Source organism: Catenulispora rubra (assembly GCF_015356825.1).
GTDB classification, from domain to species: domain Bacteria; phylum Actinomycetota; class Actinomycetes; order Streptomycetales; family Catenulisporaceae; genus Catenulispora; species Catenulispora rubra.
Genome location: NZ_JAACYW010000218.1, coordinates 1 through 19,496, shown reverse-complemented (window position 1 = coordinate 19,496; position 19,496 = coordinate 1). Strand labels below are relative to the sequence as shown.

The 19,496-nt window shown below is 70.6% G+C and carries 21 protein-coding genes; 16 read left to right on the top strand and 5 right to left on the bottom strand.

All coding sequences use genetic code 11. The annotated features are described in order from the left end of the window. Positions 1 to 73: 73 nt before the first annotated feature. Entirely contained in the window at positions 74 to 2,380 is a 2,307-nt protein-coding gene (gene hypF / locus GWK61_RS39260) for a carbamoyltransferase HypF (RefSeq protein ID WP_228563678.1), read from the bottom strand. Positions 2,381 to 2,479: 99 nt separating this feature from the next. Between hypF and GWK61_RS39255 the strand changes: the two genes are divergently transcribed. The 13 genes from GWK61_RS39255 (at position 2,480) to hypE (ending at position 12,519) form a co-directional block, all read left to right on the top strand. Next, positions 2,480 to 3,535, top strand: coding sequence for an NADH-quinone oxidoreductase subunit B family protein (locus GWK61_RS39255; RefSeq protein ID WP_194916788.1), 1,056 nt, complete (start codon positions 2,480 to 2,482; stop codon positions 3,533 to 3,535). A gap of 107 nt (positions 3,536 to 3,642) precedes the next feature. Continuing rightward, on the top strand, positions 3,643 to 5,427 hold the full coding sequence (locus GWK61_RS39250; RefSeq protein WP_194916787.1) for a nickel-dependent hydrogenase large subunit: 1,785 nt from the start codon (positions 3,643 to 3,645) through the stop codon (positions 5,425 to 5,427). Then, positions 5,424 to 6,014 carry a NifU-related iron-sulfur-binding protein gene (locus GWK61_RS39245; RefSeq protein ID WP_194916786.1) on the top strand — a complete coding sequence of 197 codons (591 nt, stop codon included), beginning with the start codon at positions 5,424 to 5,426 and terminating at the stop codon, positions 6,012 to 6,014. The genes GWK61_RS39250 and GWK61_RS39245 overlap by 4 nt, the downstream gene beginning before the upstream one ends. Then, complete coding sequence (locus tag GWK61_RS39240) at positions 6,011 to 6,670, top strand: DUF5947 family protein (RefSeq protein WP_194916785.1); 660 nt, start codon at positions 6,011 to 6,013, stop codon at positions 6,668 to 6,670. The genes GWK61_RS39245 and GWK61_RS39240 overlap by 4 nt, the downstream gene beginning before the upstream one ends. 2 nt (positions 6,671 to 6,672) lie before the next feature. Beyond that, positions 6,673 to 7,317: a DUF6084 family protein gene (locus GWK61_RS39235; RefSeq protein ID WP_194916784.1), complete on the top strand. Its 645-nt coding sequence runs from the start codon at positions 6,673 to 6,675 to the stop codon at positions 7,315 to 7,317. Then, positions 7,314 to 8,756, top strand: coding sequence for a hypothetical protein (locus tag GWK61_RS39230; RefSeq protein ID WP_228563677.1), 1,443 nt, complete (start codon positions 7,314 to 7,316; stop codon positions 8,754 to 8,756). Before GWK61_RS39235 ends, GWK61_RS39230 begins: the two co-directional genes overlap by 4 nt. Beyond that, complete coding sequence (locus GWK61_RS39225; protein ID WP_194916783.1) at positions 8,753 to 9,247, top strand: hydrogenase maturation protease; 495 nt, start codon at positions 8,753 to 8,755, stop codon at positions 9,245 to 9,247. Before GWK61_RS39230 ends, GWK61_RS39225 begins: the two co-directional genes overlap by 4 nt. A gap of 1 nt (position 9,248) precedes the next feature. Beyond that, positions 9,249 to 9,368: a DUF6893 family small protein gene (locus GWK61_RS61615; protein ID WP_438939807.1), complete on the top strand. Its 120-nt coding sequence runs from the start codon at positions 9,249 to 9,251 to the stop codon at positions 9,366 to 9,368. A gap of 1 nt (position 9,369) precedes the next feature. Next, positions 9,370 to 9,711 carry a hydrogenase maturation nickel metallochaperone HypA/HybF gene (locus tag GWK61_RS39220; RefSeq protein ID WP_194916782.1) on the top strand — a complete coding sequence of 114 codons (342 nt, stop codon included), beginning with the start codon at positions 9,370 to 9,372 and terminating at the stop codon, positions 9,709 to 9,711. A 3-nt stretch (positions 9,712 to 9,714) separates the two neighbouring features. Then, positions 9,715 to 9,990 carry a HypC/HybG/HupF family hydrogenase formation chaperone gene (locus GWK61_RS39215; protein WP_194916781.1) on the top strand — a complete coding sequence of 92 codons (276 nt, stop codon included), beginning with the start codon at positions 9,715 to 9,717 and terminating at the stop codon, positions 9,988 to 9,990. Then, positions 9,987 to 10,250 (top strand): HypC/HybG/HupF family hydrogenase formation chaperone, encoded by a 264-nt coding sequence (locus GWK61_RS60050; RefSeq protein ID WP_323747956.1) that lies wholly within the window; start codon positions 9,987 to 9,989, stop codon positions 10,248 to 10,250. Before GWK61_RS39215 ends, GWK61_RS60050 begins: the two co-directional genes overlap by 4 nt. 18 nt (positions 10,251 to 10,268) lie before the next feature. Then, a complete protein-coding gene (gene hypD / locus GWK61_RS39205; RefSeq protein ID WP_194916780.1) occupies positions 10,269 to 11,393 on the top strand; it encodes a hydrogenase formation protein HypD in 1,125 nt (374 codons plus the stop codon). A 43-nt stretch (positions 11,394 to 11,436) separates the two neighbouring features. After that, positions 11,437 to 12,519 (top strand): hydrogenase expression/formation protein HypE, encoded by a 1,083-nt coding sequence (gene hypE, locus GWK61_RS39200; RefSeq protein ID WP_194916779.1) that lies wholly within the window; start codon positions 11,437 to 11,439, stop codon positions 12,517 to 12,519. 96 nt (positions 12,520 to 12,615) lie between these two features. Here hypE and GWK61_RS39195 read toward each other — a convergent pair whose 3' ends face one another. Next, positions 12,616 to 12,912: a CsbD family protein gene (locus GWK61_RS39195; RefSeq protein ID WP_194916778.1), complete on the bottom strand. Its 297-nt coding sequence runs from the start codon at positions 12,910 to 12,912 to the stop codon at positions 12,616 to 12,618. A 139-nt stretch (positions 12,913 to 13,051) separates the two neighbouring features. Between GWK61_RS39195 and GWK61_RS39190 the strand changes: the two genes are divergently transcribed. Next, a complete protein-coding gene (locus GWK61_RS39190; RefSeq protein WP_194916777.1) occupies positions 13,052 to 15,202 on the top strand; it encodes an FUSC family protein in 2,151 nt (716 codons plus the stop codon). A 3-nt stretch (positions 15,203 to 15,205) separates the two neighbouring features. Here the strand turns inward: GWK61_RS39190 and GWK61_RS39185 are convergent, their stop codons facing one another. Beyond that, positions 15,206 to 15,916: a TetR/AcrR family transcriptional regulator gene (locus tag GWK61_RS39185; protein ID WP_194916776.1), complete on the bottom strand. Its 711-nt coding sequence runs from the start codon at positions 15,914 to 15,916 to the stop codon at positions 15,206 to 15,208. Between the two features lie 107 nt (positions 15,917 to 16,023). On the opposite strand from GWK61_RS39185, the gene GWK61_RS39180 reads away from it, so the two are divergent. Beyond that, positions 16,024 to 16,902 carry an SDR family NAD(P)-dependent oxidoreductase gene (locus GWK61_RS39180; RefSeq protein ID WP_194916775.1) on the top strand — a complete coding sequence of 293 codons (879 nt, stop codon included), beginning with the start codon at positions 16,024 to 16,026 and terminating at the stop codon, positions 16,900 to 16,902. A 41-nt stretch (positions 16,903 to 16,943) separates the two neighbouring features. Here GWK61_RS39180 and GWK61_RS39175 read toward each other — a convergent pair whose 3' ends face one another. Continuing rightward, positions 16,944 to 17,642 (bottom strand): TetR/AcrR family transcriptional regulator, encoded by a 699-nt coding sequence (locus GWK61_RS39175; RefSeq protein ID WP_194916774.1) that lies wholly within the window; start codon positions 17,640 to 17,642, stop codon positions 16,944 to 16,946. Between the two features lie 161 nt (positions 17,643 to 17,803). On the opposite strand from GWK61_RS39175, the gene GWK61_RS39170 reads away from it, so the two are divergent. Beyond that, positions 17,804 to 18,799: an NAD(P)-dependent alcohol dehydrogenase gene (locus tag GWK61_RS39170; RefSeq protein WP_194916789.1), complete on the top strand. Its 996-nt coding sequence runs from the start codon at positions 17,804 to 17,806 to the stop codon at positions 18,797 to 18,799. Here GWK61_RS39170 and GWK61_RS39165 read toward each other — a convergent pair. Further along, a partial coding sequence (locus tag GWK61_RS39165; protein ID WP_194916773.1) for a glycosyltransferase 87 family protein occupies positions 18,796 to 19,496 on the bottom strand: 701 nt, incomplete at its 5' end. The two genes, GWK61_RS39170 and GWK61_RS39165, sit on opposite strands and share 4 nt — an antisense overlap.

The window sequence follows — 19,496 nt, the reverse complement described above, 5'->3', positions numbered from 1 at the left end:
CCCCGCCGCCCAGCAGGTCAGCAGGTCAGTCACGCAACCGGTCAGCAGGTCAGCCGCTCAACAGCCCAACCGGTCAGCAGCTCAGCCGGTCCCGAGCCCCGCACACCGCGGCCTGGCCGAGGCTGATCCCACCGTCGTTCGGCGGAACCCGACGATGGGTCAGAACCCTGAACCCGGCAGCCTCCAGCCCCGCCACACACCGCTCGACCAGCAGCACGTTCTGGAACACGCCGCCCGACAAGGCGACCGCGGCCAGCCCGGTGTCCCGCCGCAGCCGTTCGCAGACCTCGACGACCACCGCCGCCAGACCGTTGTGAAACCGCGCCGCGACGACCGGCACCGCGACCCCGGCATCGAGATCGGCCAACGCGGCGGCGACCAGGTCCGAGCCGTGGACCAGACCGCTCGACGACTCGATCCGCGCGCCGTAACGACCGGGCTCGGAGCGATCGGCGAGCTGCTCGAACTCGATCGCCGCCTGGCCCTCGTACGAAACCGTGTCCCGCACCCCGGCCAGCGCCGCGACTGCGTCGAACAGCCGCCCGGCGCTCGAAGTCAGCGGTGAGTTCAAGCCCGCGCGCGCCATGCTCAGCACCTGGTCAAGTCGTGTCTCATGCCGAGCACGGAACGCTTTCAAAGTCGGCGCGTCAGGCCATTGCAGCCCGAAGACAGCATCGAGATACGCGGCGGCCATCCGCCAAGGCTCGCGCACAGCGCGCGCCGCGCCCGGCATCGCCACCGGCGCCAGATGCGCGGCCCGCGTGAACCCGGCCAAGTCCGCGACCAGGAACTCGCCGCCCCACAACGTGCCGTCCGTACCCATGCCGAGCCCGTCGAAGGCGACCCCGATGACGGGGTCCGCGACCTCGTTGTCCGCCAGGCACGACGCGATGTGGGCGTGGTGGTGCTGGACGCCCAGCAGCTCGGCGTCGCATTCGAGCGCGTACTTGGTCGACAGGTACTCAGGGTGCAGATCGTGCACCACGACTTCCGGCGCGACGGAGAACAACCGCCGGAAGTGTTCGATCCCCTCGGTGAACGACTGAAGCGTCTCGTGGTTCTCCAAGTCACCGATGTGATGGGAGACGAAAGCGTGCCGGCCGCGGGCCAGACAGAAGGTGTTCTTCAGCTCGGGACCGCAGGCCAGCACGTGGCGCGGGAACTCCCAGGGCAGGGTCAGCGGCGCCGGCGCGAACCCCCGGGAACGCCTGATCGGCAGCGGTCCGCCCCGGCTGGCGCGCAGCACGGAGTCGTCCACGCGGGTGTGGATGGCGCGGTCGTGGATCAGGAAGGCGTCCGCAATGCCCGCGAGGCGGTTCAGCGCGTCGTCGTCGCGGTACGCGATGGGTTCGCTGGACAGATTTCCGCTGGTCATCACCAGCGGATCGGGGTGCGCCGTAGCTAGCAGGTAGTGCAACGGCGAGTAGGGCAGCATCACGCCGAGGCCGCGCTGGCCAGGCGCCACCGAAGCCGCGATCCCCGCGTCGGAACGGCGTTCCAGCAGCACGATCGGCCGAGCGATGTCGAGCAGCAACGCCTCCTCGACGTCGTCGATCACGCACAACCGCCGGGCGGCCTCGATGTCCGGGACCATCAGCGCCAACGGCCGCTCCTCCCGGTGTTTGCGGCTCCTCAGATTGCTGACGGCCTCCTCGTTCGACGCGGCGACGGCAAGGTGGTAGCCACCCAAGCCCTTAATCGCGACGATCGCGCCCTCAGCGAGAAGGCCAGCGGCACCCGACACCGGATCGCCCGCCATCAGCGCGGAGTCGGCGGAAACCAGCCGCAACCGCGGCCCGCAGTCGGGGCAGCAGACAGGTTGCGCGTGGAAACGCCGGTCGAGCGGGTCCCGGTACTCACGCTCGCACGGCTCGCACAGCACGAACGCCGCCATCGTCGTCCCCGGCCGGTCGTAAGGCAGCTCGCGGACGATGGTGTAGCGAGGTCCGCAGTTGGTGCAGTTCGTGAACGCGTAGGCGTGCCGCCGGTCGCCGGGGTCAGCCATCTCCGTCAGGCAGTCGACGCAGGTGGCGGTGTCCGGGGCCACCAGCACGGTCCGTGAGCCGGAAGAGTCGCTGGCCGAGATCGTGAACCCGGCCAGGCCGGTGACGGCCGCCGGCTCGACGGTCACGCGCTCGACCCGAGCCAGCGGCGGCGCCTGCGTGGACAGCGCGTCCACCAAACAGTCCAGCGCCGCAGCCTCACCCTCCGCCTCGATCACCACCCCCCGGCCGTCGTTCCCGACGAACCCGGCCAGCCCCAGGCGGGACGCCACGCCGTACACGAACGGCCGGAACCCGACGCCCTGCACGACCCCTTCGACGCGGACGCGGATCCGCGCCATTTCCGGTTTTCCGACCCCGCCAGCGGTGATCCTCATGGTCTATCAATAGCGGGCGAACCACCCCAAACCTTCGTAGCTTGGACCTCGCGTCGGTCCGTGCCGGGCACGGACCGTCTTTGCGAACCGGAGGCGATCATGCCGACAGCCGAAGCAGTCCTCGCCGAGGACACCCTGGTCCACGTGCTCTGGATCAACGCCGGACTCAGCTGCGACGGGGACTCGGTCGCCCTGACGGCGGCCACCCAGCCGAGCATCGAGGAGATCGCGCTCGGGGCGCTTCCCGGGCTGCCGAAGGTGGCCGTGCACTGGCCGCTGATCGATTACGAGTGCGGCCCGACCGGCGGCGCGGACGACTTCCTGGAGTGGTTCTGGAAGGCCGACCGCGGCGAGTTGGAACCGTTCGTGCTGGTGGTCGAGGGCTCGATCCCGAACGAGGCGATCAAGGACGAGGGCTACTGGGCCGCGTTCGGGACCGATCCGCGGACCGGACAGCCGATCACCACCGCCGAATGGGTGAGCCGGCTGGCCCCGAAGGCGACCGTGGTGCTGGCGGTCGGGACGTGCGCGACCTACGGCGGCATCCACGCGATGTCCGGCAACCCGACCGGCGCGATGGGCGTCCCGGACTACCTGGGCTGGGATTGGAGGTCCAAGGCCGACATCCCGATCGTGTGCGTGCCGGGCTGCCCGATCCAGCCGGACAACCTGAGCGAGACCATCACCTACCTGCTGTACCAGGCCACCGGCCAGGCGCCGATGATCCCGCTGGACGACAAGCTGCGCCCGCAGTGGCTGTTCGGCGCGACCGTGCACGAGGGCTGCGACCGCGGCGGCTACTACGAGCAGGGCCAGTTCGCCAGCGAGTACGGCACCCCGACCTGCCTGGTGAAGCTGGGCTGCTGGGGGCCGGTCGTGCACTGCAACGTGCCCAAGCGCGGCTGGATCAACGGCGTCGGCGGCTGCCCGAACGTCGGCGGGATCTGCATCGGCTGCACGATGCCCGGCTTCCCCGACAAGTTCATGCCGTTCATGGACGAGCCGCCCGGCGCGACCGTGTCCACCCTGGCCTCCGGCGCCTACGGGAAGGTGATCCGCAAGCTGCGCCACATCACTGAGGACAGCGCCGACCACGAGCCGAAGTGGCGGCACACCGGCGAGAAGCTGACCACCGGCGCGAAGCGCACCTGGTAGGCGGCCGACAAGAGTCCGGCAACGACTCCATCCCGAAGACCCCGGCTCCATCCCGAAGATCCCGACTCCATCCCGAAACCCGGATGACCCCCGAGGGGACGAACCGCATGACCGCCACGACGAGCAAACACGCCAAAGCCTCCTCCGACGGCCTGGTGGAAATGGCCTGGGACCCCATCACCCGGATCGTCGGGAGCCTGGGCATCTACACGAAGATCGACTTCAAGAACATGACGGTGCCGGAGTGCCACAGCACCTCGTCGATCTTCCGCGGCTACAGCCTGTTCATGAAGGGCAAGGACCCGCGCGACGCGCACTTCATCACCAGCCGCATCTGCGGCATCTGCGGCGACAACCACGCCACCTGCTCCTGCTACGCGCAGAACATGGCCTACGGCGTGAAGCCGCCGCACCTCGGCGAGTGGATCGTGAACCTCGGCGAGGCCGCGGAGTACATGTTCGACCACAACATCTTCCAGGAGAACCTGGTCGGCGTGGACTACTGCGAGCGGATGGTCAAGGAGACCAACCCCTCGGTCCTGGCCAAGGCGGAGAACACCCCGGCGCCGCACGCCGACGCGCACGGCTACCGGACCATCGCGGACATCATGCGCGCCCTGAACCCGTTCAGCGGCGAGTTCTACCGCGAGGCGCTGCAGGTCAGCCGGTCCACGCGGGAGATGTTCTGCCTGATGGAGGGCCGGCACGTCCACCCCTCGACGCTGTACGCCGGCGGCGTGGGGACGGTCGCGACCATCCAGCTCATGACGGACTACATGTCCCGCCTGATGCGCTACGTGGAGTTCATGAAGGCGGTCGTGCCGATGCACGACGACCTGTTCGACTTCTTCTACGAGGCGCTGCCCGGGTACGAGAACGTCGGGCTGCGCCGGACGCTCCTGGGCTGCTGGGGCTCGTTCCAGGACCCGGAGTACTGCAACTTCTCCTACGCGGACATGAGCGACTGGGGTCGCAAGATGTTCGTCACCCCGGGCGTCGTGGTCGACGGCAAGCTGGTCACCAACGACCTGGTGGACATCAACCTGGGTATCAGGATCCTGCTCGGCAGCTCGTACTACGAGGACTGGAAGGACCAGGAGGTCTTCGTCACCCACGACCCGCTCGGCAACCCGGTCGACCCGCGGCACCCGTGGAACCAGCACACGAACCCGCGGCCGGCCAAGCGGGACCTGGAGGACAAGTACAGCTGGGTGATGTCGCCGCGCTGGTACGACGGCAAGGACTACCTGGCGCTGGACACCGGCGGCGGGCCGATCGCGCGGTTGTGGTCGACGGCGCTGTCCGGGCTCGTCGACATCGGGTACGTCAAGGCCACCGGTCACAGCGTCCTGATCGAGCTGCCGAAGACCGCGCTGAAGCCGCCGGTCACGTTCGAGTGGAAGATCCCGAAGTGGAGCAACACCCTCGAACGCAACCGGGCCCGCACGTACTTCCAGGCCTACGCGGCCGCGTGCGCGCTGCACTTCGCCGAGAAGGCGCTGGAGGAGATCCGCGCCGGGCGCACCAAGACCTGGGAGAAGTTCGAGGTGCCGGACGAGGCGATCAGCTGCGGCTTCACCGAGGCGGTGCGCGGCGTGCTGTCGCACCACATGGTCATCCGGGACGGGAAGATCGCGAACTACCACCCGTACCCGCCGACGCCGTGGAACGCCAGCCCGCGCGACTCGTACGGGACGCCCGGGCCGTATGAGGACGCGGTGCAGGACCAGCCGTTGTTCGAGGAGAACAAGGGCGACGCGTTCAAGGGCATCGACGTGATGCGCACGGTGCGCAGCTTCGACCCGTGTCTGCCGTGCGGGGTGCACATGTACCTCGGCGGCGGGAAGACGGTGCAGAAGCTGCACACGCCGACGATGGCGTCGCCGGAGTGACGGCGCGGGAGGAGGCCGTGGTCCGGCCGGTTCATGCGGACCGGCCGGTCGCGGCGGAGGCAACGCCGGACCGGCTGGTCGAGGTCGGCGAGCGGTTGGAGCGTGTACTGGAGGGTGGCGCACCGGAGAGTCCGGTGGCCCGGGAGGACGCGCGGGAACTGGTGCGTCTGCTCACGGACCTCTACGGCGAGGTGTTGGAGCGTGTGCTCGACCTCGCCGATGATGCCGGGTCGCTGACCGACGACCTGCTCGCGCGGCTCGCGGATGATCGGCTGGTAGGCAGTTTGCTGCTGGTACATGGGCTGCATCCGTACAGCGTTCAGGAGCGAGTCGAGCGCGCGCTCGCGTCGCTGCGTCTGGAACGGCACAGTGCCGAGGCCGCGGCGACGGTGTCGGAGGACGGGACGGTGCGGGTGAGCGTGGTCGCGTCGGGCTGCGGTTCTGCGGCGGTTGTCGACATGGTGCGTGCGGCTGTTGAGGAGGCGGCGCCGGATGCCGATGTCCATGTCGAAGCGGCTCAGTCCGGCACACCAGCCTTCATCCCGCTGGAAACGCTGATGCCGAAGCGGGCGACGGTGCGCACATGAGCCGCGCCACCGCCGAGCACAGCGCCGATCCGCTGGCCGTACTGCGCCGAATCCGCGCCGCCGAGGCTCCAGGGCAGGAGCGCGCGAATTCTGGGGCACAGTCTCCGGCTGACTCGGCGGCGCCGACCGTCCCCGAACGCTGCGAACTGTGTGCGACGCCGGTTCCGCCCGAGCACCGCCACGTCGTGAACCTGGACAGCCGCGCGCTGCTGTGCGCGTGCCGTCCGTGCTCGCTGCTGTTCGAGTATCCGGACGCCGCGCTGGCCTACCGCACGGTGCCCGAGCGTTATGCGGCGCTCTCGGCGTTGTCGCGTACTGAGTGGGACAGCCTGGAAGTGCCGGTCGGCCTGGCGTTCGTCTTCCGCAACTCGCGGCAGGACCGCGCCGTCGTCTGCTACCCCGGGCCGGCCGGCGTCACGGAGGCGGACCTGTCGGTCGAGGTGACCGAGGCGTTCGCCGGAGCCGCGCCGGATGTGGAGGCGGTGCTGATCCGGGCGCAGGACGGCGGCTTCGAGCGCTTCGTCGTCCCGATCGACGTGTGCTACGCGTTGGTGGGGCATCTGCGGACGCTGTGGCGCGGCTTCGACGGCGGGCCTGAGGCCCATGCGCGCGTTGCGGAATTCTTTGCCGATGTCGAGCGCAAGGCGGTGCGGTAGCAGTGTCCGAATTCGCTTTCACCGTCCTGGACGTCAAGCCCGAGCCGTACGCCGCCGCGCCGAATCTGGCCGTACGCCTGCACATCACCGAGGCCACCGGCGCACGCATCCACGCGATCGCCCTGCGCTGCCAGGTCCGCATCGAGCCGCAGCGGCGCTCCTACGAACCGGCGGAGAAGACCGATCTGGCCGACTTGTTCGGCGTCGCGTCCCGGTGGGGCGAGACCCTCAAACCCCTGCTGTGGACGCAGACCTCTGTGATGGTGCCGGGGTTCACGGAAGCGGTCGACGTCGACCTGCCCCTGCCGTGCACGTACGACTTCGAGGTGGCTGCGGCCAAGTACCTGCAGGCGCTCGGCAACGGCGAAGTCCCGCTGAGCCTTCAGTTCAGCGGCACGGTGTTCACCCGCGGCGAGTCCGGCTTCGGCGTGGAGCAGATCCCGTGGCACCTGGAGGCCCGATACCGCATGCCGATCCGCGTGTGGCACGAGCTGATGGACGCCCACTTCCCGAACAGCGGCTGGATCCGCCTGGACCGCGAGACGTTGCGACGGCTCGGCAGGTATCGGACGGAACGTGGCCTGATCGGCTGGGACCGGGTGTTCGCCGAGCTGCTGCCGGCCGAGGAACTGGAGGCTTCGCGATGACCGGCCACATCCCCACGGCCGCCGCGCCGGGCTCATCGCGGACCCGGGACGAACGGCGCCTGGCCGACGCGCGCCGCGTGGCCGACGCGATCCTGTTCGAGGGTTACATCCTGTACCCGTATCGGTCGACGTCGGCGAAGAACCAGCTTCGCTGGCAGTTCGGGATGCTGGGGCCGGTCGGCGCCGTCGAGGCGGGGGTCGGGGAGGAATGCGGGGCGCGGACCTCGCTGCTGGTCGCGCCGGAGCCGGACACCAGCATTGCCACAGACTTGACCTTGCGCTTCCTGCACCCGCAGTCCCGGACCGTCGAGCGTGCCACCGGATCCGGCTTCGCGCCGGTCGAGGCTCTGCACACCGGAGACGCGCAGTGGGTCCCCTGGCACGAGGCGGTCGTCCGCGAGGTATCGATCCCCGACATCACCACCGATGCGGTGTTCCCCGTCGAGATCGCCGGCGGTGAGGAGACCGAAGTTCTGTACGACGGCAGCCGTCTCGCCGGACGCCTGGTCCGCACCCGCGAGCCGTTGACCGGTCAGGTCAGGGTCTCGGTGCGGCACATCGAGGCGGGCAGGCCGCTGGTCATCCTCGACATCGCCGTCGAGAACTTGCTCTCCTGGAACCCAGCCGCCACCGGCCAAGCCCCGCGCACCGCCGCCCGCGACATCGCCGCGCGCGCCTCGTTCGCCGGGGCGCACCTCGTGGCCCGCGTGCGTGGCGGCCGGTTCCTGTCCCCGACCGATCCCCCGGCGTGGGCCGCCAGCGCTTCGGCGGCGTGTGAGCATCACCGCTGGTGGCCGGTGCTGCTCGAGGCCGAAGGCGGCCCGGACGACCTGGCGCTCGTGTCGCCGATCATCCTGTCCGACCGGCCCAGCATCGCGCCGGAGAGCGCCGGGGATTTCTTCGACGCCACGGAGATCGACGAGATGTTGGCGCTGCGCGTGCGGACGCTGACCGTTGACGAGAAGGCTCAGGCCCGGGGCACCGATCCGCGCGCGGCCGAGATCATCGATCGCTGCGAGACCATGACCGACGCGACGCTCGCCGGGCTGCACGGCACGGTGCGCGACCCGACCGACGGCGACGCCGACGCGAACGCGAACGCTGGCACCGAAGCCGCCCCCGAAACCACCATCACCACCGACACCCCCTGGTGGGATCCGGCCGCGGACGCCTCCGTAGCGCCCGAGCACGACACCGTCCTCGTCGCCGGCGTCACCGTGCGCAAAGGCAGCAGCGTCCGCCTGCGTCCCCTGCGCCGCGCCGACGCCCAGGACATGTTCCTGGAAGGACAGAACGCCACCGTGACCGCCGTCCTGCACGACGTCGACGGCGGCACCCACGTCGCCGTCACCCTCGACGCCGACCCCGGCAACGACCTGCACGCCTGGTACGGCCGCTACCACTACTTCGCCCCCGACGAACTGGAACCCCTGCGATGAGCCCGCGCGTCCTGGTCGCCGGTATCGGCAACGTCTTCCTCGGCGACGACGGCTTCGGCTCCGAGGCCGCCCGGCGCCTGGCCGCCGAGCCGCTGCCCGAGGGCGTGACCGTGGTCGACTACGGCATCCGCGGCATGCACCTGGCCTTCGACCTCCTCGACGGCTACGACGCCCTAGTGCTCGTCGACGCCCTGCCGCACGGCGGTGCGCCCGGGGACGTCACCGTCCTGGAAGTCGGCGAGGCGGACCTCGGCGACGGCGAGTTCGACGCGCACGGCATGAACCCGGTCTCGGTCCTGGCCAGCCTGGGCACCCTCGGCGGCCGGCTGCCGCCGCGCACGCACGTGGTCGGCTGCGAACCGCGCGACGTCGAGGAGGGCATCGGGCTGAGCCCGGAGGTCGCCGCGGCCGTCGACACAGCGCTGTCTGCCATCCGGGTGCTTATCTCCGCCAAACCGGTACAACAGCCGAGCGCCGCGAAAGGTGTCTGACATGAAGCTACTCGGTGTGCTGAGCGCGACGGCGCTGACCGCGATCGGCGTGGCCGCCTCGGTACTGGCGGTGCGCTCGCTCCCGGACGTCATGCGCTACCTGAAGATGAGGAGCATGTGACATGCACGAGATCGGTTACTGCACCGGCGTTCTGGAGGCCGTGGAGCGCCGCGCCGAGGGCCGGCCGGTGGCCCGGATCGGGGTCCTGGTCGGGACCCTGCACCGGATCTCCCCCGCCGCGTTCGAGCAGTCCTTCCAGCTGGTCGCCGATGGCGGGGTCGCGGCCGGGGCGCAGACCGAGGTGCAGATCTCGCCGGTGCGCGCCACGTGCGCCGCGTGCCCGGCCGCGTTCGAGGCCGCCGAGGCCGCGCCGACCTGCCCGGACTGCCACAGCACGGACGTCGCCACCGAGGGCGGCGACGAGCTGGTGCTGCAGTGGGTCGAGTTCCGAAAGGACCGTTGAGCCGTGTGCCTGGCCATCCCCGGACAGGTCGCCGAGATCCTGCCGGACACCGATGAGCAGCTGGCCGTGATCGACGTGGTCGGCGTCAAGCGGAAGATCAACATCGGGCTGCTGGACCGCGGCACGCTGGCCCCCGGCGACTGGGTCCTGATCCACGTCGGCTTCGCCATGTCGAAGGTGGACGAGCGGGAGGCGGCCGAGGCGCTGGCCGTGCTGGAGATGATGGGCCAGGCCTTCGACGAGGAGTTGCAGGCCGTGGCGGAATCGGATCCGGTGTGAGCGCGCGGCGGATCGACGACGGCACCGGCGAGGCCGCGGCCTGTTCCGTCGACGGCGAGTGCATCACCTGCGGTGATGTGGCGGTGCCGCTGACCGTGGTCTCGATCGCAGGGGCCGACGCCTGCTGCCGTGACACTGACGGCCGCGAGGAAAGCGTCGCGCTGGAGTTCGTCGGCCCGGTCGGCGTCGGCGATCGGGTGTTGGTGCATGCCGGAGTCGCCATCGAACTGCTACCCGCCGAGCCCGTGTCCGAAGTCTGACAAGACAGGAGTGGCGCGATGCGCTTCGTCGACGAATACCGCGACCCCGATCTGGCCCGCGCGCTGTCCGCGCAGATCGCCGCCCTCACCGAGCCGGGACGGCACTACAAGTTCATGGAGGTCTGCGGCGGCCACACGCACGCCATCTACCGCTACGGCGTCCACGACCTGCTGCCGGAGAACATCGAGCTCGTCCACGGCCCCGGCTGCCCGGTCTGCGTGATCCCGATGGGGCGCGTGGACGACGGCATCGCGATCGCCGAGCAGCCCGGCGTGATCCTCACCTGCTTCGGCGACATGATGCGCGTCCCCGGCGGCCGTGGCTCGTTCCTGGAGGCCAACGCCCGCGGCACCGACATCCGCATGGTGTACTCGCCGCTGGACGCGCTGCGCATCGCGCGGGAGAACCCGGACCGGCAGGTCGTGTTCTACGCGATCGGCTTCGAGACCACCGCGCCGTCGACCGCACTGACCGTGCTGCGCGCCGAGCAGGAGGGCGTCGAGAACTTCTCGGTGATGTGCAGCCACGTCACGATCATCCCGGCCATCAAGGCCATCCTGGACTCGCCCGACCTGCGGCTGGACGCCTTCATCGGCCCCGGACACGTCTCGACGGTCATCGGCTGCCGGCCGTACGAGTTCATCGCGCGCGAGCACGGCAAGCCGGTGGTGTGCGCGGGGTTCGAGCCGCTGGACGTGCTGCAGTCCGTGCACATGATCATGCGGCAGCTCGCCGAGGGCCGCAGCGAGGTCGAGAACCAGTACGGCCGCGTGGTCCGCTGGGACGGCAACGAGCTGGCGCTCCAGGCGCTGAGCCGGGTCTTCGAGCTGCGGCCGTTCTTCGAGTGGCGCGGGCTCGGCTCGATCCCGCAGTCGGCGCTGCGCTTCACCCCCGCCTACGCGCGCTTCGACGCCGAGCAGCGGTACGCGCTGCCCGGGGTGCGCGTCGCGGACCCGAAGGCGTGCCAGTGCGGCGAGGTGCTCAAGGGGGTGCTCAAGCCGTGGGAGTGCAAGGTGTTCGGGACGGCGTGCACGCCGGAGACGCCGATCGGCACCTGCATGGTCTCCTCCGAAGGCGCCTGCGCTGCCTACTACAACTTCGGGCAGTACTCCCGCGAACGCCTCGATCTGCAAGTCCTCTGAGATACCCGCACACGTGGTTCACGGTTCTTCGACGGGAGTAGCGATGGCGAAGGTCCTCACCGAGGAGGAAGTCGGCGAGCGGATCGAGGCCGTGCGGCGCCGGCCGCAGCGCTTCCGCGACGACCGGATCACCATGGCGCACGGCGCCGGTGGCAAGGCCAGCCGGGCGCTGATCGAGGGTCTGGTCGTGCCGCTGCTCGGGGCGAGCGCGCCGTCGTCGCTGAGCGACGCCGCGCCGCTGGCGATCGACGGCGCGCGCCTGGCTTTCACCACGGACGCGTTCGTGGTCCGGCCGCTGAGCTTTCCGGGCGGCACCATCGGCGATCTGGCCGTCAACGGCACGGTCAACGACCTCGCGGTCAGCGGCGCGCGGCCGCTGGAGCTGGCGCTGGCGATGATCCTGGAGGAGGGGCTGCCGGCCGAGGTGCTTCAGGAACAGGTGAGCGCTATCGCCGCCGCGGCCTCGCAGGCCGGCGTCCGGGTGGCGACCGGCGACACCAAGGTGGTCGAGCGCGGCAAGTGCGACGGCATGTACCTCACGACCACCGGGATCGGCGTGCTGCACGAGGACGCGCGCCTGGACCCGGCGCGCGTCCGGCCCGGGGACAAGGTGCTGGTCTCCGGCTCGATCGGCGACCACGGCGTGGCCATCATGCTCGCGCGCGGCAACCTGGACCTGGAGGCCGAGGTGCGCAGCGACACGCGCAGCTTGTGGCCGGTGGCCCGGGCCATGCTGGACGCCTGCGGCCCGAGCATCCGCTGCCTGCGCGACGCCACCCGTGGCGGCGTGGCGACCGTTCTGAACGAAATCGCCGTGGCGGCGGAGGTCGGCGTGCTCATCGCGGAGGACCGCCTCCCGGTGCGCCCGGAGGTGACGGGAGCGTGCGAGATCCTGGGCATCGATCCGCTTTACGTGGCGAACGAGGGCAAACTCGTGGCCTTCGTCGCCCCGGAGGCCGCGGATGCGGCGCTGGAGGCGATGCGCCGCAGCGAAGGGGGCGCCGACGCGGCGCTGATCGGCGAGGTGCGGGCCGAGCCGCCGGGGCGCGTGCTCGGGCGGACCGGGTTCGGCGGGCACCGGATCATCGATGTGCTGGTGGGGGATCCGCTGCCGCGGATTTGCTGACGGCTGGGCTTACGGCGGCGCCGACTTGTAAAGCGGGAAAGCTGAGCGGGCCAGCCCCGGCCAAACAGCCGGAGCCAGCAGCCCAGCCTCAACGCGTCACTTGTTCAGATGCTGCTTGGCCCGCGCGGTCAGCTGCTCGACCTTGCCCTTGGCCTCCATGCCGTCGTCGTCGGTGACGGCCCCGGCCACCTCCCTGGCCTTGCCCTTGACGCCCTGCCCGACGTTCTTCGCGGTGTCCTTCGCCTTGTCGGCGGCGTGCGCGGCCCGGGCCTCGTCCTGCTCGGCCTGGCCCTCGGCCTGCATGCGCTCGTTCCCGGCGGCCCTGCCGGCGGCTTCCTTGATCTTCCCCTTGGCGTCCTTGGCAGCGTGCTTGGCCTTGTCACCGACGCTCATGGCGGTTCCTCTCTGCGGATGTCTCGATCACGTGAGGCGTCCTCGTAACCATCGCGCGCCGGATGAAACGGTCGGCATGACATGAATCACCTGTCAACGGTCGTGCGCGTCGGCTGGCGGCCCCGGGACACTGGTGGATGTGGCACGGTCGACGCGGGCGGTTTCCGGAACCGAGGGAGTGAGCGGACTCGGCGCGGCCTGGTACCGCTCGATCAAGACTGCCTCCCGGTCCGGTATGCGCGTCGAGCGGGCGTTCAACGATCCCTGGGGCGCGTTGCGCTCCGGGTGCGGTGTGGCGATCGCCGTGTTCGGCGCGCTGGCCTGGCTCGGGCCGGCTCATGCCGTGCTGCCCGCGCTCGGTGCGCAGCTGACCGGGATGACCACCGTGCTGCCCGGCTACCGGCGCGGGCCGGGGCTGACCGCCTCGACCGCGCTCGGCCTGTTCGTCGGCGCGTTCGTGGGCAACGCGGTGGCGCCGTGGCCCGCGCTGTTCGTGCTCGTGCTCGCGCTGTGGGCGTTCGGGGCGGCGATGTTCTGGGCGCTGGGCGCCGCGCCCGGGATCGCCGCGTCGATGACCGTGCCGGTCATGCTCACGATCGTGCGCCCGCCGCGCGACTTCGCCGACGCCGTCCAGTTCGCGCTGCTCATCGGCGTCGGCGGGGCGGTGCAGGTGGTCCTGGCGCTGGCCTGGCCCGACCGCTCCTGGAGCGCGCAGCGCGGCGCGCTGGCCGACGCCTGCGCCTCGGTCGCCGACTACGCGCGCCGCCTGAGCCGGGACCAGGACGCGGTCTTCGACCCCAACGCGCTGGCCCAGGCCCGGGCCGCCGCTACGCTCACCCCGCGTCAGGCGCGCCGCAGACCGTCCGAACTCTCGGGTATCCGGGTGCTGATGGACCAGGTCCGCGCCGTGCTGGCCGTGCTCGCCAAACCGCCCGGCCAGATGCCCGACGCCGAACGCGCGCAGATCCGCGACCTGCTCCTGGCCGCGGCCAACGTGCTGGACACCGCCGCCGGCTCGATCCGCAGCGGATCGGTCGTGCCGCCTTCGACCGCGCTGCTCACGGCGATGGAGAAGGCGGCGCGGGACAGCATCGCGGGAGAAGCGGCGCAGAACGCGGCCGAGAAGCTGATCGACCTGCTCACCCAGGTCGACGCGGTGCTGCGGCAGACCGATGAAGGGGACGACGACCGCGCCGGACATCACGGCTTCCTGCGTCGGCCGGGCACCCGCCAGCGTCTGGACCAGGCATGGCGCACGGTACGACGCGAACTGCGCCGCGACTCCCCGATCCTACGGCACGCACTGCGCGTGGCCGTGGTGGTGGCGGTGACCGACGGGATCTGCAAGCTGTTCAACGTGCAGCACGGCTACTGGGCCGCGCTGACCGTCGTGATGGTGATGCGCCCGGACTTCTCGCAGACCTTCGGCCGCGGCGTCGCACGCTTCGCCGGCACGCTGGTCGGCGTCGCCATCGCCTCGACCGTCGTGCTGCTCTTCCACCCGGACCCGTGGGTGGCCGCAGTGCTGGCCGTCGCTTGCACCGGGGCGCTGTACCTGGTGATGCAGTCCGGCTACCTGGTCGCCAGCACCCTGATCACCGCCTACATCGTCTTCCTGCTCTCCATGGACGGGCTCGCGCTGGCCAGCACCGTGCGCGAGCGCGTCGCGCTGACGCTGCTCGGCGGACTGATCATCTTCACCTCGTACGCGCTGTGGCCGTCCTGGCAGACCGTCACGCTCGCCGGCCGGCTGGCCGACCTGATCGAGACCACCGGGACGTACGCCGCGTCGGCGATCGAGGCGGTCGCCGAGCCGGGGGCGAGCAGCCGCAGACGAGCCCGCGAAGCCCTGCTCGACTCGCGCGACGCCTACCTCGCGCTGGAATCCGCCGCGCTGGCCGCCGCACAGGAGCCGGTACGCGACCGAGGCCCCAGCCGCGAAGGACTCACCCGCGCGCACCACGCCCTGGCCCGGTTGTTCGAGGCGGCGGTCGTCGTGCAGACGCATCTACCTCCTGACGACGAACCGGCGCGACCGGCCGCCTCAGCGTTCGCGCGCACGATGCGCGACGCGCTGCTCGCCACCGCCGGGCAGGTCCGCGACGGGGAGACGGTCAGCTCGACGGACTTGGACGGCGCTTTGGCGACATGGCGCGCGGCGCAGGACGGCACACCGGCGACGATCCTGCTGGACGCCGCCCGCCTCGCCGCCGAGGCCAACCGGCTCCAGGCCCTGCTGACCACGCTCGACACCGCTCCCCCGGCAGGTCCGTCCGCCGCGACCGGCTGAGTCTCAGTTCGACGCGGGCCAGGTCGAGCGCGCGGCGTAGCCGGTGATCAGGGCACTGATGATGTCGGTCAGGGAGGGCTCGACGTCGACGACGGCGTGGGCGAGTTCGGGTTCGGATTCGTAGAAGGCGCGCAGGTTCGTGCTCGGGGCGGCCATCTGCCACATCGCACCGGCCATGGAAGTGGCGGTGGCGACGACGCTGCGCGCCTGGTCGAGGCGCAACGGGGTGACCGTGCAGAGGGTGGCGGCGATCTCGGCCACGGCGGCGATCGCTCGCGTCTTGAACGCCTTGACCCTCTCGAATGAGACGTTGCGTTCCAAGTTCAGCGGGGTGTGTGCGAGCAGGTCGCAGAACAGCGGACGGGACACCAGGGAGTGCGCGAGGACTGCAGCGGCGGCGTGCGCGGCGTCGTCCTGTTCGTGACGTCCGACAGCAGCGGCAGGGCCGGCGTCGAGGGCTTCGAGCTCGGCACGCACCGCCGTCGACCACTCGCCCCAGGCCTCGGCCGCCAGCCGCAGGAAGATGTCCTCGCGGGTCTCGAAGTAGCGCAGCATCGCCGACTTGTGCATGCCGACCTCGTCGGCGACGGCGCTGGCCGTCACCTCGCGCACACCGTTGGCCGTGGCGAGCCGCGCGGCCGCCGCCAGGATGGCGTCCTGCCTGGCGCGCTTGGCCTCGGGGGTTCGGGCACGTTCGAAGTCAACTCCGGTCACCCGTCCAGGGTACCACCTTATCGAAACCTAGTTGCAGTAGGGACCGTCCAGCAGAAAACTACCGCAACCGAGTTGCAGTATTAGTGCAACCGTGTTGCACTAGAGCCATGAGCACACAGCCTGAAACCTGGTTCGTCACCGGCTCCTCCCGCGGCTTCGGCCGCTCCCTGGCCGCCGCCGCCCTCCGGGCCGGCGACAACGTCGTGGCCACCGCCCGGCGGCCCGAACAGCTCGCCGACCTGGCCGCCGAGTACGGCGACCGGGTGCTCCCGGTGGCGCTGGACGTGACCGACGCCGCCGCGGCCGAGGCCGCGCTGGCCGCCGGGGTCGCGAAGTTCGGACGGATCGACGTGGTGGTCAACAACGCCGGCTATGCCAACCTCTCCCCCGTCGAGACCACCGACGATGCCGACTTCCGCCGCCAGTTCGACACCAACTTCTGGGGCGTCTACAACGTCTCGCGCGCCGCGCTGCCGATGCTGAAGAAGCAGGGCGCGGGCGTCGTGATCCAGTTCTCCTCGATCGGCGGACGCGTCGGACACACCCCGGGACTGGGCTCCTACCAGGCGGCGAAGTTCGCCGTCGACGGATTCACGCGCGTCCTCGCGGCCGAGACCGCGCCGTTCGGCATCCGGTACGTCGTGGTCGAGCCGGGCGGGTTCGCGACCGACTGGGCCGGCTCGTCGATGCGGGTCGAGGACGTCCCCGAGGACTACCGGCAGACCGTCGGGACCATGAGCGACCTGATACGCAGCGGCGGCGGCGCCGTCGTCGTGCAGGGCGACCCCGACCGGGCCGCGGAGATCCTGGTGCGGATCGTGCACGCCGACAACCTGCCCGGCCACCTCCTGCTCGGCGCCGGGGCGGTCGGGATGGCGCTGGACTACTCCCGCAGCCAGATCGCCGAGGCGGAAGCGTGGCAGGCCGTCTCCGCGTCCGCCGACAAGGGCGTCGACTACCCGGTCGACCTGCCCGCCGCGGGCTAGGTCCGCGACGGCCCGACGTCCGAGCGCGGTCGGCAGCCGAGTCAGCCGCGCTGGAGCAGCCGCTCCAGGCCGTCGAGGATGAAGTCGAGTGCGAACGCGAACTCGGCGTCGTCGTCGCAGGGCCCGAGGACGCCGGTATGGGCGACGGCGAGGGCCATCTCGGCGATGTACGGGAGGGTGGGGGCGAGTTGGTCGGCGACGGCGGCGGCCGTTTCGGGGTCGCCGTCTCCGGAGTCGTCGAAGAGCATCTGCGTGAACCCGAGTAGGCGGCTGCCGAGGACGTGCAGGGCGTGATGCGCCTGGGCGACGGTGAAGCCGCCCTCACGCAGGACGCCGAGGACGGCGTTGATGTACCGGAGCGCGGCGGGTCCCGGTGCGGCTCGCGTCTCGATCGGCTGCGGGGCCCAGGGGTGGGCCAGGACGACACCGCGTGCGGCGAGTGCCATCTGACGCAGTGACGTCTTCCAATCGGCACCGTCTGCACCGCCGGCGCCGTCAACAGCGCTCGTCGGGATCTCGCCGATCACCGCGTCGACCATGCCGTCGAGCAGGTCATCCTTGGTGCGCACGTGGGTGTAGAGGGACATCGCCTCGACGCCCAGCTCCTGCGCGAGCCTGCGCATGCTGATCGACTCGATGCCCTCCCGGTCGGCCAGCCCGATGCCGGCCGCCACCACCCGCTCCCTGGTCAGCGGAGTGCGGCGTTCGGCACCTGTCTTGCCCGGTCCGGCGATCTTCATGGGCCCATCCTCCCGAAGCCGGCTCCTGTCGTTCAAGGAGACCTTCGCGGAGACCTCCCTTGACGCCCTTACACCGTAAGGCCTAACCTTACAACGTAAGGGACATCCTTACACAGTAAGGCCGAGAAGGGGGCAGGCCCATGACGACCGATCCACCCACGATGAAGGCCATCGTCCAGCGCGGCTACGGAGCGCCGGAGCGCGTTCTCCAGCTCGATCAGACCACCGCCAGACCCGTACCCGGCGACAACGACGTCCTCATCCGCGTCCGGGCCACGAGCGTCAACACCCCGGACTCGGCCACCGTCGCGGGGGTGCCCTACGTCCTCCGCGCGCAGGCCGGGCTTCGGCGGCCGAAGCAGCCGATCCGGGGCAGCGACGTCGCCGGCATGGTGGAGGCGGTAGGTCAGGGGGTCACCGATCTCCAAGCCGGCGACGAGGTGTTCGGGTCCCTGTGGGGCAGCGCCAACAGCTCGAAGCCGGGGACGTTCGCGCAGTACACCGTCGTGCCGGCGTCCCAGCTCGTGAAGAAGCCGGCCGGACTCAGCTTCGAGGAGGCCGCAGCGTCCGTCATGACCGGGCTGACCTCGCTGCTCGCGATGCGCGACGTGGGGCACGTGGGACCCGGCACGCGCGTGCTCATCAACGGAGCCTCAGGCGGCGTCGGGACGATGGCGGTCCAGATCGCCAAGTCGCTCGGCGCCGAGGTGACGGGAGTGTGCAGCGCCCGCAACGTCGAGCTGGTCCGGTCGCTCGGCGCGGACCACGTGATCGACTACGCGACGCAGGACTTCACCAAGAACGAGTCTCGGTACGACGTCATCCTCGACAACGTGCTGAACCACCCGCCGAAGGCCGTCGCACGGTTGCTGACGCCCCAGGGGGTGTTCATCCCGAACAGCCTCGGGATCAGCGGAAAGCTGCTGGGGGGCCTGCCCCGGGTGGCGCGGGCGGCGCTGATGGGCAAGGGCTCCACCGACGTCAAGTTCGTCACACTCGCCGTCAACCACGAGAACCTGAACGCTCTCGTCCGCCTTCTCGAATCCGGCGAAGCCAAAACCATCATCGAGCGGGCCTACCCGCTCGATGACGCCGCCGGTGCCATCACCCGCGTGCTGGGGCATCACGCCAGCGGCAAGATCGCCATCACCGTCTAGGGCGAAACGGCACGGATCCCGAGGAAGACCAGCAGCCCCAAGCCGATCAGGACGAAGAGATCGGCGAACAGCGTCACCAGGACCGGCCCGGGGTTGCCGGGATCGTCGAAGAACACCGCGAACGTCCAGATCGAGGCGAGGGCGAACGCCAGCCACAGCGCGACGATCCCGGCCTTCTCGCGCTCCCGGCCCGCGCCCCCGTCGCCCCAGGCCCGCGCCGCCCCCAGCATGAGCAGCGGAACGCACCACACCCAGTGGAACGGCCAGGAGACCGGGGAGACGAGCAAGCCGGTGATCGCGCAGACGACGACGCCGGTCAGTTCGTCGCCGCGACGGCTCGCGCGGACCGCGAGGGCCAGTCCGACCACGCCGGTGACGACGGCCAGCAGCAGCCACAGCGGCGTCGCGGGGAGGTAGTGCCGCACGCGCTTGAGCGCTCCGAGGATGGACTGGTCGAAGCCCCAGGCGTCGTCGAACGGGATGATGCGCTTGGTGCTCCAGACGTCGTGCCGCCAGTACCGCCACGAGCCGCCGGGCATCACGACGAAGCCGACCAGGATCGTCACGACGAACGACGCGGTGGCGGTCACCCCGGCCCGGACCTGGCGGCTGAACAGCAGGTAGGGGACGAAGATCAGCGGGGTCAGCTTCAGCCCGGCCGCGATCCCGACGCCGATCCCCCGGCCCCGTTCGCGCC

What these genes read in the sequence shown, in the direction of transcription:
- GWK61_RS39225 (WP_194916783.1), top strand. Translation starts at nt 8,753, where the DNA reads ATGAGCCCGCGCGTCCTGGTCGCCGGTATCGGCAACGTCTTCCTCGGC.
- GWK61_RS61615 (WP_438939807.1), top strand. Translation starts at nt 9,249, where the DNA reads ATGAAGCTACTCGGTGTGCTGAGCGCGACGGCGCTGACCGCGATCGGC.
- GWK61_RS39255 (WP_194916788.1), top strand. Translation starts at nt 2,480, where the DNA reads ATGCCGACAGCCGAAGCAGTCCTCGCCGAGGACACCCTGGTCCACGTG.
- GWK61_RS39250 (WP_194916787.1), top strand. Translation starts at nt 3,643, where the DNA reads ATGACCGCCACGACGAGCAAACACGCCAAAGCCTCCTCCGACGGCCTG.
- GWK61_RS39180 (WP_194916775.1), top strand. Translation starts at nt 16,024, where the DNA reads ATGAGCACACAGCCTGAAACCTGGTTCGTCACCGGCTCCTCCCGCGGC.
- GWK61_RS39170 (WP_194916789.1), top strand. Translation starts at nt 17,804, where the DNA reads ATGAAGGCCATCGTCCAGCGCGGCTACGGAGCGCCGGAGCGCGTTCTC.
- GWK61_RS39220 (WP_194916782.1), top strand. Translation starts at nt 9,370, where the DNA reads ATGCACGAGATCGGTTACTGCACCGGCGTTCTGGAGGCCGTGGAGCGC.
- GWK61_RS39240 (WP_194916785.1), top strand. Translation starts at nt 6,011, where the DNA reads ATGAGCCGCGCCACCGCCGAGCACAGCGCCGATCCGCTGGCCGTACTG.
- GWK61_RS39195 (WP_194916778.1), bottom strand. Translation starts at nt 12,912, where the DNA reads ATGAGCGTCGGTGACAAGGCCAAGCACGCTGCCAAGGACGCCAAGGGG.
- hypE (WP_194916779.1), top strand. Translation starts at nt 11,437, where the DNA reads ATGGCGAAGGTCCTCACCGAGGAGGAAGTCGGCGAGCGGATCGAGGCC.
- GWK61_RS39230 (WP_228563677.1), top strand. Translation starts at nt 7,314, where the DNA reads ATGACCGGCCACATCCCCACGGCCGCCGCGCCGGGCTCATCGCGGACC.
- GWK61_RS39175 (WP_194916774.1), bottom strand. Translation starts at nt 17,642, where the DNA reads ATGAAGATCGCCGGACCGGGCAAGACAGGTGCCGAACGCCGCACTCCG.
- hypD (WP_194916780.1), top strand. Translation starts at nt 10,269, where the DNA reads ATGCGCTTCGTCGACGAATACCGCGACCCCGATCTGGCCCGCGCGCTG.
- hypF (WP_228563678.1), bottom strand. Translation starts at nt 2,380, where the DNA reads ATGAGGATCACCGCTGGCGGGGTCGGAAAACCGGAAATGGCGCGGATC.